The organism is Actinoplanes sp. NPDC051470 (assembly GCF_040682035.1).
Taxonomy (GTDB): domain Bacteria; phylum Actinomycetota; class Actinomycetes; order Mycobacteriales; family Micromonosporaceae; genus Actinoplanes.
Map to the genome: position 1 here is coordinate 151,872 of NZ_JBFBAA010000016.1, position 11,910 is coordinate 163,781.

Consider the following 11,910-nt stretch of genomic DNA (forward strand, 5'->3'; position numbering starts at 1 on the left):
CGCCCGGCCGGCATTCTGGCCGACCCTCCGCCAGGCGGCCGGAGGGCCGGCCGGCGCAGCTCAGAGGTCGAACTCGCCGTCCTTGGCCCCACCGACGAACGCGTCCCATTCGGCGGCGGTGAAGATCAATGCCGGGCCGGACGGGTTCTTCGAGTCACGGACCGCGATCGCGTGCTCGACGAACGCGACCTCGACGCAGTTGTCGCAGTTGGGGCCGCTCCTGGTGCTCTTGAACCAGGCCGCGCGGCCTAGGTCGAGCCTGAATCCCTTGGTCGTGATCTCCACAATGGCTCCTCTACCAGCGACTCGATCAACTTTGTCGACTCATCCGGGCTCAGGGCGATCGAGCGGATGAGGTCGAAGATCGAGTGGTACTTCCGCAGCTCGTCTTCCTTCTCAAGGAAAAGCCCACCGGTGGCGTTCTCGACGTACACCACGTCCGGATCAACCTGATCGGGGAAATCCAGGATCGCGAAGGCGCCGTCCATGCCCGCATGCGCGCCGGCCGCGAACGGCAGCACCTGGAGAGTCACGTTGGGCAACTCCTGCGCCTCGAGCAGATGACGCAGCTGTTCCCGCATGACCTCCTCGCCACCGACCGGCCGGCTGAGCACCGCCTCGTCGAGCACCGCCCAGAGATAGATGGGATCTTCCTGGGTCAGCAACGACTGCCGGGCGAGCCGGACATGCACCCTGCGATCAATGTCCTTCGGCGTATCACTCGTTCGGGCGTCGCGGATCAGCGCCAGCGCGTACTCCTCGCTCTGCAGCAGACCGGGGATGACCAGCTGCTCGTACGCGCGGATCCCGCGGGCCGCGGCTTCGAGGCCGACGTACGCGCCGACGAGCACCGCGCTGTACGGATGCCACCACCCTTTTTGCCGCGCCTCGCGAGCGATCTGCACCAATTCCTCGGCTTCGCGAGTTCCCACGCGATAAATGTCCAACATGTCGGCAACATCGCGGGGAGTTGCACTGTTATGTCCGGTTTCAATGCGGGACACTTTTGAGGGAGAACAGCCGATCCGCTCCGCCACCACCTCTATCGTGACTCCGGCTGCCTCGCGATATCGTCGCAGTTCCGCGCCCAGTCGGCGGCGGCGGATCGTCGGGCTTCGGCGGGGATTCACACGCCCAGTCTCGCGAATGATCGTCCGCCGATTCAACATCGTTTCGTGATCAAACAATCACGGACGGCTGACATGCAACTTGCATCGATACTGCGAGTAGTGCAATCTTCTGGGTATGGCCCAAGTCACTAAATGTTCTTGAGTGATCAGGTCACGCAAGCCCATGATCCCCTCATGGATTCGAATGTCCACCATGGAGTGATACGACTTTGCGACAGGTTGGTGCACCGAGAGGATGATTGACCTCCGGCAGGCTTGCAAAGGTGTACGAGCCGGGCACACTGGAGCATCGCCGGTCACCATGTGCGGCTGATCAATTCCACCCCGCAGACGAGTTTCAGGACAGGAGAAGACGTGCTACCTCGGTCCGGCGATGTCATACACGTGACGAAGGCGGCGAGTGTCCAGTTCACGGCACCGATGCTGTTCCGCGTGATTCGGGTGCACGATTGGCCGACGTACGACGGCTGGATCTGGCTGGACGGCTACGAGCTGAACTCGACCGGCGAAGCGGTGGAACGGCGCTCGATCTTCGTGCAGGTCAACGGATTGCGACAGGTGGGAAAGGCCCCTGATCCGCGTACCCGTAACGGCCGGCGTCCCGGGCAGAACACCGGAACGATCCGGGTCCGCTCCACCAACTGACCTGCCCCTCAGTTCTGGCCCCGCGTGCCGCCGATGCTCGGCGGAGCCTGCTGCGGCGCCGCGATGACCAGCGTGACCACGGTGTCCGGCGGGACCTCCTGGCCCTCCGCCGGATCGCTGTCGATCACCGTGCCGGCCGGGTTCTCGCTCGGCCGCACGATCGACCGGAACTTGAGACCACGCCTGGTCAGCGCCTCCTGCGCCTCCTGTTGGGACAGTCCGAGCAGCGCCGGCACGGTGATCTCGGTCGGGCCGGTCGGCTCGGTCGTGGTGGGCTCGGTGGTCGGCGGTGTCGTGGTCGGCTGATTAGTGGTGGTCGTGGTCGTGGTCCGCGGCGTCTGAACGCCCGGCGCCGAGATCTGTGGCACGGCCGGCGAATCGGAGGGCTCGTCGGAGTTCGTCGCGATCAGGTAGACACCCCAGCCCAGCGCGCCGAGCAGCACCAGGCCGACGATGCCGACCACGATCGGCAACCACCACTTGCCGCGCGGCTCGCGGGGTGAGCTGGTGGCCCAGTCGTCGGCGGAGGTCCAGTCCTCACGGGTCGGTCGCGGCGGACGCACCGTCGCCCGGCCGGCCCACGCGCCGTCATCCTTCACCGGCTCGCCGACCCTGGTCGCGTCCACGCTCGCCGACGGGTTGACCCTGGTCTCGTCCGCGCTCGCCGGCGCGTTCACTCTGGTCGCGTCCGCGCTCGCCGACGGGTTCACGGTGGTCTCGTCCGGGTGACCCGGCCGCACCCGTGTCCGATCATCATCATCGCCGTCATCGTCGAAGGGCGAGAACTGCCGTGTCTGGTCGGACATCGCCGCTCCCTCTCTCGCACACCCGGCGCCCGGGTCAACGTATCGAATCTTGCCGCCGTCGTGTGGCACCCGCGCGACAATGACGAACTCGCAGCCATCGGCACGTGCCGCTACAGTGCCCGCCATGGCCGCGAAGGGTTGGACGACACAGGTGGCCGCCGCGACCGGGGTGGCCGCCGCGACGGGCGCCGCACAGCTGGGCCTCGGCTACGGGCTCGGCGTAGTGGTGTGGCCGGTGACCCCCGGCGCCGACGACAGCATCTGGCTGGGCAGTCTCGGCTGGGCGACATGGATCGCCGCGAGCTCGACGGTGTTCGGCGCGATCATCGCCGCCGCGCTACGAGGCACTCGGCCCTCCGGGCCCTTGCGCGCCGGTCTGGCCTTCGCCGCCGGGATCGGTGCGCTGCTGACGGTCGCGCTGGTCGCGTTGCCGGCCCGCCTTGCTTCGGTACGCGCGGACGGCTTGAACCCCGAACAGACGGCAGCGCTGTACGCCGTGATCGGCATCGTCCTGGGCGTGCTCATCGCGTACTGGGCGGTGATCTCCGGTCCGGTCGCGGCCAACCTGATCGCCACCTCGGCCTACCTCTGGGCCCTGGCGGCGACCGCGATCGTGGTCGAGCTGACCGCCGGCCGCCCCGCCGCCACCTACCTGACCAGCTGGCAGTTCGCCAGCATCGCCGAAGATTCCCGGTACGGCGCGATCTACTGGCCCAGCGCCCTGATTACCCTGGGCGCGGCGTTCCTGCTCGGCGTACTCGCCGCGTGGCCAGCCGCCCGCCGGGGAAACCACGGCGTGGGTACGGCCGCATCCGGCGCCGTCGGCCCCACCCTGGTCGGCGCCGCCTTCCTCTTGCTGGCGCCCCAGCTCACGGGCGCGATCGGACAGCTCCAGTCGGCGTACCTGATCGCCCCCTACGCCGTCCTGGCCGGCCTCGCCGGCTCCGCCGTGGTGACCACCGCGGCCCACCGCCGAGCCGCCACCTCCCCTCCCGACACTTCCCCTCCCTCCGCCCCGCCCACCGCCGGCGCACCCACGGATTACGACGATGACGACTGGTCCGAGGCCATCGGCCAACGCCCACCGTCCCGCACGAAGCGCACCCGCCCCGCCGCCGAGCCCACCCGCCAGGCCTCCGTGGGCTCCACCACCCGCCCGCCGCGCGAGTCCGTCCCAGGCCCCGCCGCCCGCCAGCCGTCCGCGAGCCCCGCGCCCCGGCAGTCGTCCCCGGCCTCCGCGCTCCGGCAGGCCCCCTCGAGCTCCTCGACCCGCGAGTCGTCCTCGACTCGCGAGTCGTCCTCGGCCCGCGAGTCGTCCTCGGCCCGCGAGTCGTCCTCGAGCCGCGAGTCGTCCTCGAGCCGCGAGTCGTCCTCGAGCCCCGCCGCGCGTCAACCCGCCGCAGGCCCCACGCCCCGCGAGTCCTCCACGAGCTCCGCCAGGCGCCAGCCCTCCGCGAGCCCCGCGAGTTCGGACCCGGAGCCGGCGGGCGGAGCCGATGCCCCAGGCCGCCGGCAACCCGCCCCGCCTCCCGGGCAAGCACCTCCCGCCAGCGAAAAGCCTTCTCGCCGAGGCGGCCTCTTCGGCCGGCGCAAGCAGGACACCCCCGACGACGAGCCCACGCTCGACCTCAAGCCGCCGACCTCGCCGCCTCCCGCGGAGAAGCCCTCCCGAGGCGGCCTCTTCGGCCGGCGCAGGCAGTCTTCCGCCGACGCCGACGCCGACGCCGCTGGCGCTGGCGCTGGCGCTGGCGACGAGCCCACCGCCGACCTGGGCCGATCCAAGAACCCGTCGCCCACCCAGCTCGACCCATCAGCCCGGCAGTCAGGCCCGACGAGGCCTCCGGGTGCGCCGACGGCTCCGGGCACTACAGCGACAGCTCCGGGTGCGCCAGCCGCCACTCCAGGCGCGCCGACCGCCACTCCGTCAGCACCCAAAACCGCGACAACAGCGCCCACCAGCACTTCAGCGGAGCCCACCAGCGCAACAGCCGCGCCAACCAGGTCACCCGCGGCGTCGCCAAAGGCCCCGAACACCGCAGCGCCGTCATCCCCAGCGCGAGCAGCGACCGAACCTGGCCCCGCCGCCAAGGCTCCGGCACCCGCAGCCGACCCCTTCAAGCCGAGCGCGGTGAGCCGCCCTCGCAAGGGAACGTCGACCCGGAAGCAGACCACCCCACCCGCAGAGCCCCGGAACACCGACGAGCCGAAGGCCGACAATCCGCGCCCGGCCGACCCCGCACCGCGCAAGTCAACAGTCGCCGCCCCACCGGCAAGCCCTCCGATCGCCAAGATCAACCCGCCGCGAGAGCCTGACTGACCACAGCGCGCCAGCCAACAGCGCGCGAGCCCGACAGCGCACGAGCCCAACAGCGCACGAGCCCAACAGCGCACGAGCCGACAACGCGTGAGCCCAACAGCGCGCGCCCGCCGCCCGGCCCAGAGATCGAAGCTTTTCGATTGAGCGCGCCGCCACCTCCCCCACCCCGTCACTGGGTGGGCCGCCGACCGTAGCCTGCGAAAGTGACGGTCTGACGACAATCCACAAAGCACAGGCGCCGCCCCCGACGAGCGGAGACGGCGCCTGTGTACAACCAGAGGGTCAGGCCTGACGGATGGCCTCGCCCTCGATCTCGATCTTGATCTTCTTGCTGACCATGACGCCGCCGGACTCGAGGGCCATGTTCCAGGTCAGGCCCCAGTCCTCGCGGTCGATCTCGGTGGTGGCGCTGAAGCCGAAGACGTCGAAGCCGTAGGGGCTCTTGCCGGCGCCCTCGAACTCGACCTTCAGCTCGACCGGCTTGGTGATGTCCTTGATCGTGAGCTCGCCGTTGAGGACGAACTCGCCGTTGTCCCAGGACTTGAGGCCGGTGCTGCGGAAGTCGATGGTCGGGTACTTCTCGGAGTCGAAGAAGTCGCCGCTGCGCAGGTGGTTGTCGCGGTCGGCGGCGTTGGTGTTGATGCTCGCGGTCTGGATCGACGCGGTGACGGAGGACTGCAGCGGGTCCTCGCCGACGACGATCGTGGCCTCGGCGGTCTCGAAGTTGCCACGCACCTTGCTGACCATCAGGTGTCGTGCCACGAAGCCGACGCGCTTGTGGTTGGCGTCGAGCAGGTAAGTGCCGGCGGCCGGGACCTGGAGGCCCTGGAACTCGCGCGGACCGGTGGCGACGGACTCGGTCATGACTGGATCTCCTTGAAGCGACGATGAGGGAAGGATGTTTGCGTGACGTAGCAACTATATCTCGCGCAATATTCCCCCTGTCAAGTGTCTGTTACAGTTGACAGGGTGAACGTCGACCTGTCAGACCCCCGCTTCACGGCCATCGGCTTGCTGACCGAGGCCTTCACCGGCCTGCGCGGCCACTTCGAGGCCCAACTCGACCAGCACCGGCTGTCGATCGTCGAGTTCGAGGTGCTGATGCGACTGGCCCGCACGCCCAGCCACCGGCTGCGGATGACCGACCTGGCCGGCCAGACCTCCCTGTCCACCAGCGGGGTGACCCGGGTGGTCGACCGGATGGACCGTGACGGCCTGATTCGTCGCGAGGCGTGCTCGGCCGACCGGCGCAGTTCGTACGCGGTGATCACCGACGCCGGCCTGGAACGGCTCGACGCCCTGCTGCCCGAGCACCTGGAGATCATTCAGCGCTGGCTGGTCGACCCGCTCTCGCCCGGGCAACTGGACGCGCTGCTCGAGGGACTGCGCAAGGTTCGCGATGCGGTCAACCCGTGCGCGACGGCGGGAACCGGCGAACCGGCAGAACTACCGGCAGAACCCGCCAGCGCCTAGGGCATACGGAGCGAATCGCCCGAATCCGGCTACTGATCGCCGCTAGGGTGATCACCGCAAGGGGGATGCGGCGGACCGAGGTCGGTTTGGCGGGGCGACGGGGGAGCCATCGTTTTCGCCGCGTACCGGTGGGGCGTTGCGACGGCCGGCGCTGTGGGGGGCCACAGAGAGCGCCGGCCGTCTCACGCCAGCCGGGCTCTCTCATGCGGCAGCAACACGATGCCGCCCGCGGTGCAGATCTCGTCGAGGCGTGACAACGCCGCCTCCCGCTGATCGGGGTCGGGCGTCGTCGCGGCCAGCCCGACCAGCGCCTCGACCACATCCCGAGGATCCACATCTCCGGCGTACGCGTCGGCGGCGCGGGCGTAGCACTCAGCCGCACGCTTCTGATCGCCGGTGGCCATGGCGATCGCCGCCTCGACCATGGCGGCCGGCCCGTCCAGGAAGCCGCCCCCAGGGCCGTCCGAGGAAAGCGGGCCGTCCGAGGGAGAAGGGCCGTCGGACGCCGGGCTCAGCTCGGCCAGCATCGCCTCGGCCTCGTCGACCCGCCCCCACTCGGCCAGCGCCAGCCCGATCCGGCCGATCACCCGCCGACGGTGCATCGGGTCGCCGAGCACCTCGAGCTCGGCCACCGCCTGCCGGCCGAGCATCTCCGCCTCGCCGAACTCGCGGTCGAGCCGGGCCACCTCGGCCAGGTTGGCCCGGGCCAGGGCCTGCAGCCGGTGTTCGCCGCAGCGGGCGGCCAGCCGGTCGACGGCGGCCAGCCGCTCGCGGGCCGCGGCCAGGTCGCCGATCCGGATTTCGTGCCAGGTCAGGTTGTTCTCGGCGACGGCCATGTCGCGCACCCGGCCCGTCTCGCGGGCCAGTTCGAGCGCCGCGACGCCGTGCCGGCGGGCCTGGTCGAAGCCGTCCTTGGCCATCCACAGTGCCGCCAGCTGGGTGTGTGCGGCGAGCTGACCCTCGATCACGCCCAGCCGCTCGAAGTCGGCCAGCGCCTCGGCGGCCGAGACGATCTCGTCGCCGTCCGGGCTCGGCCGCGCGGCCAGCTGGGCCAGGCCGATCTTGGCCCAAGCGCGGACCACCGGGTCGGCGGAGGCGGTACGCGGATCGTCCAGCAACCGCCGGAGCCACTGCCGGCCGGTCACGTTCCGGCCCCGGAACCGCCACCAGCGCGGCAGGGCGGCGGCCAGCCGCAGGGCAGTGCGTGGATCTTCGGACGCCGCGAAGGCCAGGGCGGCGCCGACGTCACCGGCGACGTCGTCGAGCCGGTTCGCCGCCTCGGCCAGGTGAGGGCCGACGAGCTGCGGCGCGATGCCCTCGGCCAGGTCGGCGATCACCTCGGCATGGCGCTGCCGGCCACCGGGCAGCTCGCCCTCGGCCGCCGCCTGCTCGGCCGCGTAGTCGCGCACCACGTCGAGCAGCCGGAACCGGAATACCCCGCTCCCCCGGACGCTGAGCAGTCCCAGCTCCAGGAGGCGGTCGAGCAGGTGGACGACGTCGGTGTCGCCGGCGCGGCCGGGCTCGATCATCTGCTCGGCCAGCGACACCGACCAGCGGTGCCGGAACAGGCCGAGTCGGCGCAGGGCGTACTGCTCCTCGGTGGCGAGCAGGTGGTAGCTGGCGGCGACCGCGTCGCGCAACGACACCGCGTCGTCGCCGGGCCGGCCGGTCAGGTCGAGGAGACGGTCGCCGTAGCGGTGCAGGATCTCGGCCACGGTCAGCACCCGGCCGTGCGCGGCGGCCAGTTCGATCGCCATCGGCAGGCCGCCCAGCCGGCGGACCAGGGTGGCCAGGGGCTCCACCTCGTCGGGCGTGACCGGCTCACGGCGTACCCGGGCCAGGCGGTCGAGGAACAACGCGACCGCGGGAAAGTCGCTGACCTCGGCCAGCGTGCGGGCCGACTCGGGCGGCGCGACGAGAGGCGCGAGCGACCAGACCCGTTCGGCCGGCAGCCCGATCGGGTGGCGGCCGGTGGTGATGAAACGCAGCGTGGGCACGCGTTCGAGCAGCTTGGACAGCGCCTCGGCGACGGCCTCGGGCGATCGCTCGACCGCGTCGATGAGCAGCACCCCGGAGGTGCCGGCGAAGCGGGCCGACAGGTCTTCGAAGCGGCCGACGCCGAAGACCGCGGCGACCGTGCTCAGGATGTCGCCGGTCGCGAAGCCGTCGGTGACGACCAGGCCGGCCACGCCGCCCGTGTGCGCGTCGACCACGCGGTGGCAGACGGAGAGGGCGAGCGCGGTCTTGCCGACGCCGGCCAGACCGACCAGGGTGACCACGCGCGGGTGCCGGACCGGGCCGGTGAGCAGGTCGGCGAGTTCGGCGGCGTCGGCGTCGCGGCCGATCAGCTCGGCCGAGGGCGGCAGCCGGACGTAGCGCTGGGCCGGGATCGGATCGGCGCTCTGGCCGCGCGCGGCGAGCAGGAACGCGTGCCGGTCGGCCCCGGTCAGGGCGAGGGCGTTGGCCAGCAGTTCGACGGTGGTGCGTTGGGGCCGGGAGGCGCGGCCGCGCTCCAGGTCACGGACCGTACGCACGCCGACGCCGGCCCGCTGGGCGAGTTCGTCCTGGGTCAGCCGGGCCTGTCGGCGATGACCGCCCAGCATGGCCCCGAATCCCGGACCGTCGACACGGTCCGCCCCGTGATCAGATGCCATGCCCATGAACCTAGGCATGTCGATCGATGCATGTCGCCCGCTATCAGGCTAGTTGTCCGGGAACGCACCCGCTTGGGTCGGAATACCGACAGGAAACTTACGCTCCCCGTGCACCTTAACGATCGCTCAGAGTCCCAGGTCGCGTGCGATGAGCATCCGTTGTACCTCGGACGTGCCTTCCCCGACCTCAAGGATCTTGGCGTCCCGGTAGAACCGGCCGACCGCCGACTCGTTCATGAAGCCGTACCCGCCGTGCACCTGGGTGGCGTACCGGGCGTTCTCCATGGCCGCGTTGCTGGCGTGCAGCTTGGCCACCGCCGCCTTGGCCTTGAAGTCCTGACCGGCGATCATCCGGGCGGCCGCGTCGTAGTAGGCCAGCCGCGCCGTGTGTGCCCGCAGCTCCATGTCGGCGATCATGAACTTCACGGCCTGGAAGTTGCCGATGGTCCGGCCGAAGGCCTCACGCTGGTTCGCGTACGCCACGGACTCGTCCACGCAGCCCTGGGCGAGCCCGACCGACAGCGCCGCGATCGCGATCCGTCCCTCGTCGAGGATCCGCAGGAACTGGGCGAAGCCGCGGCCGCGCTCGCCGAGCAGGTTCGCGGCCGGCACCCGGACGTCGTCGAAGGACAGCTCGTGGGTGTCCGAGGCACACCAGCCGACCTTGTCGTACGCCGGCGCGACGGTGAAGCCGGGCGTACCCGAGGGCACGATGATGGTGGACAGCTCCTTGCTGCCGTCCGGGTTGACGCCGGTCACCGCCGCCACCGTGACCAGGACCGTGATGTCGGTGCCCGAGTTGGTGATGAACGCCTTGGTGCCGTTGATCACCCACTCGCCGGTGGCCTCGTCGAGCCGCGCCCGGGTGGTGGTGCCGCCGGCGTCCGAGCCGAAGCCCGGCTCGGTGAGACCGAAGGCCGCCAGGGCCTCGCCCGAGCACAGTTGCGGCAGCCAGCGGGACCGCTGTTCCGGCGTACCGAAGCGGTAGATCGGCATCGCGCCCAGCGAGACCGCCGCCTCCAGGGTGACCGCGACGGAGCTGTCGATCCGGGCCAGTTCCTCGAGGGCGAGGCAGAGCGCGAAGTAGTCGCCGCCCATGCCACCGTGCTCCTCGGGGAAGGGCAGGCCGAACAGGCCCATCTTGGCCATCTGCCGGACCAGGTCGTACGGGAACGTGTGTTGCGCGTAGTGCTCGGCGATGACCGGCGCGACCTGTTCACGTGCGAACTCCCGCACGCTCTCACGCAGCGCCTCCTGCTCCTCGCTGAGCCGGAAGTCGACCATGACTGCTCCCTTACACCGGTGTGACGCCGTGCCGGCGCCGAGAGAAGAAACGTTCCTTGCCACGCGCGGCCGCGAACCGGCGGATCAACTCGGTCCGCAGGTCGGCGGGCGCCACGATGGCGTCGATGACCAGCTCGGAGGCCAGCCGCACGATGTCGATGTCGCGCTCGTACTCGGCGCGCCTGGTGGCGACGAACTCGGCCCGCTCGGCCTCGTCCTCGATCGCCGCGATCTTGTTGGCGTACACCGCGTTGACGGCCGCGTCCGCGCCCATCACGGCGATCTTGGCGGTGGGCAGGGCGATGGTCGCGTCCGGCTCGAAACCGGGGCCGGCCATCGCGTACAGCCCGGCGCCGTAGGCCTTGCGGACCACGACGCAGATCTTGGGTACGGTCGCCTCGCTGATCGCCGTGATCATCTTGGCGCCGTGCCGGATGATGCCCTGCTTCTCGACCGCCGTGCCGACCATGAACCCGGGCACGTCGGACAGGAAGAGCAGCGGGACGTTGAACGCGTCGCACAACTGCACGAAGCGGCTGGCCTTGTCGGCCGAGTCGACGAAGAGCACGCCGCCCTTGAACATCGAGTTGTTGCCGACGACGCCGACGACCTCGCCGTTCAGCCGCGCGAAGCCGATCGTCAGCTCACGGGCCCAGAGCGCCTGGATCTCGAAGAACGACCCCTCGTCGACGATCCCCTTGACGTACTTGCGCATGTCGAAGGCCTGCCGCTCGCTGACCGGGACCAACGCTTCGAGGTCCACAGTGGCCGGCTCGGCCGCCGACGCCGACGGCGGCTTGCCCTGCCAGTTGCCAGGCAGGTAGGAGAGGTAGTTCCGGACCACGTCGAGCGCGTCCTGCTCGGTCTTGCAGAGGAAGTGGCCGACGCCGGACTCGGCGCAGTGCACCCGGGCGCCGCCCATCGCCTCCAGCGTCGTCTTCTCGCCGGTGACCATCTCGACCATGCGGTCCGAGCCGAGGTACATGCTCGCGTTGCCCTCGACCATGGCCACCACGTCGCAGAACGCCGGGATGTAGGCCCCGCCGGCCGCGGACGGCCCGAACAGCGCGCAGACCTGGGGGATCGAGCCGGACGCCTTGACCTGGTTGTGGAAGATCTTGCCGGCGCCGCGACGGCCGGGGAAGAGGTCGACCTGGTCGGTGATGCGCGCGCCGGCCGAGTCGACGAGATAGACCATGGGTACGCCGTCCGCGTACGCCCGCTCGATGACCCGGATGATCTTCTCGACCGTCCGGGCGCCCCACGAGCCCGCCTTGACCGTCGAGTCGTTGGCCATCACGCCCACCGGCCGGCCGTCGATCTTCGCGGTTCCGGTGATCACGCCGTCGGCGGGCAGGCCCTCGGCCAGACTGTTGGCGTAGAGCCCGTCCTCGACGAACGAACCCTCATCGGTGAGCAGCCTGATCCGCTCCCGGGCGAAGAGTTTGCCCTTCGCCGCGTTGGCCGCGTGATAGCGCTCGGCGCCACCCGCCTCGACCCGCTTGTGGGTCTGCGCCAACGCCTCGTACTCGGCTGTCACTGTGCCCCCTGACGTCGTAACCTGAACGATCGTTAGGGTAGCGTAGCGCGCCCAGCACCGG

The 11,910-nt window shown here is 70.4% G+C and carries 10 protein-coding genes; 3 read left to right on the forward strand and 7 right to left on the reverse strand.

Annotated features, from left to right (window positions below; translation table 11 throughout):
* Positions 1-60 precede the first annotated feature (60 nt).
* Together AB0M54_RS27145 and AB0M54_RS27150 are read right to left on the reverse strand one after the other, a co-directional pair.
* On the reverse strand, positions 61-279 hold the full coding sequence (locus tag AB0M54_RS27145) for a DUF397 domain-containing protein (protein WP_364316912.1): 219 nt from the start codon (positions 277-279) through the stop codon (positions 61-63).
* On the reverse strand, positions 249-1,130 hold the full coding sequence (locus AB0M54_RS27150; protein ID WP_364312130.1) for a helix-turn-helix transcriptional regulator: 882 nt from the start codon (positions 1,128-1,130) through the stop codon (positions 249-251). The genes AB0M54_RS27145 and AB0M54_RS27150 overlap by 31 nt, the downstream gene beginning before the upstream one ends.
* 354 nt (positions 1,131-1,484) lie before the next feature.
* Between AB0M54_RS27150 and AB0M54_RS27155 the strand changes: the two genes are divergently transcribed.
* The gene (locus AB0M54_RS27155; RefSeq protein WP_364312133.1) at positions 1,485-1,775 is read left to right on the forward strand and encodes a hypothetical protein; all 291 of its coding nucleotides are present in this window, start codon (positions 1,485-1,487) and stop codon (positions 1,773-1,775) included.
* Positions 1,776-1,783: 8 nt separating this feature from the next.
* On the opposite strand, the gene AB0M54_RS27160 is transcribed toward AB0M54_RS27155, so the two are convergent.
* A complete protein-coding gene (locus tag AB0M54_RS27160; protein ID WP_364474379.1) occupies positions 1,784-2,581 on the reverse strand; it encodes a PASTA domain-containing protein in 798 nt (265 codons plus the stop codon).
* A 124-nt stretch (positions 2,582-2,705) separates the two neighbouring features.
* Between AB0M54_RS27160 and AB0M54_RS27165 the strand changes: the two genes are divergently transcribed.
* Complete coding sequence (locus AB0M54_RS27165) at positions 2,706-4,898, forward strand: hypothetical protein (RefSeq protein WP_364474381.1); 2,193 nt, start codon at positions 2,706-2,708, stop codon at positions 4,896-4,898.
* Between the two features lie 282 nt (positions 4,899-5,180).
* Here AB0M54_RS27165 and AB0M54_RS27170 read toward each other — a convergent pair whose 3' ends face one another.
* Entirely contained in the window at positions 5,181-5,762 is a 582-nt protein-coding gene (locus AB0M54_RS27170; protein ID WP_364312138.1) for a YceI family protein, read from the reverse strand.
* Between the two features lie 105 nt (positions 5,763-5,867).
* Here AB0M54_RS27170 and AB0M54_RS27175 point away from each other — a divergent pair, with 105 nt between their 5' ends.
* The gene (locus tag AB0M54_RS27175; protein WP_364474383.1) at positions 5,868-6,371 is read left to right on the forward strand and encodes a MarR family transcriptional regulator; all 504 of its coding nucleotides are present in this window, start codon (positions 5,868-5,870) and stop codon (positions 6,369-6,371) included.
* Positions 6,372-6,553: 182 nt separating this feature from the next.
* Here the strand turns inward: AB0M54_RS27175 and AB0M54_RS27180 are convergent, their stop codons facing one another.
* The 3 genes from AB0M54_RS27180 to AB0M54_RS27190 form a co-directional block, all read right to left on the reverse strand.
* A complete protein-coding gene (locus AB0M54_RS27180; protein ID WP_364474385.1) occupies positions 6,554-9,025 on the reverse strand; it encodes a helix-turn-helix domain-containing protein in 2,472 nt (823 codons plus the stop codon).
* Positions 9,026-9,151: 126 nt separating this feature from the next.
* Complete coding sequence (locus tag AB0M54_RS27185; protein WP_364312146.1) at positions 9,152-10,309, reverse strand: acyl-CoA dehydrogenase family protein; 1,158 nt, start codon at positions 10,307-10,309, stop codon at positions 9,152-9,154.
* A 10-nt stretch (positions 10,310-10,319) separates the two neighbouring features.
* Entirely contained in the window at positions 10,320-11,849 is a 1,530-nt protein-coding gene (locus AB0M54_RS27190; protein ID WP_364474386.1) for an acyl-CoA carboxylase subunit beta, read from the reverse strand.
* Positions 11,850-11,910: the final 61 nt, after the last annotated feature.

Bases quoted from the DNA above. Each gene is read 5' to 3' on its own strand.
- AB0M54_RS27165 (WP_364474381.1), top strand. From the start codon at position 2,706: ATGGCCGCGAAGGGTTGGACGACACAGGTGGCCGCCGCGACCGGGGTG.
- AB0M54_RS27185 (WP_364312146.1), bottom strand. From the start codon at position 10,309: ATGGTCGACTTCCGGCTCAGCGAGGAGCAGGAGGCGCTGCGTGAGAGC.
- AB0M54_RS27170 (WP_364312138.1), bottom strand. From the start codon at position 5,762: ATGACCGAGTCCGTCGCCACCGGTCCGCGCGAGTTCCAGGGCCTCCAG.
- AB0M54_RS27180 (WP_364474385.1), bottom strand. From the start codon at position 9,025: ATGGCATCTGATCACGGGGCGGACCGTGTCGACGGTCCGGGATTCGGG.
- AB0M54_RS27160 (WP_364474379.1), bottom strand. From the start codon at position 2,581: ATGTCCGACCAGACACGGCAGTTCTCGCCCTTCGACGATGACGGCGAT.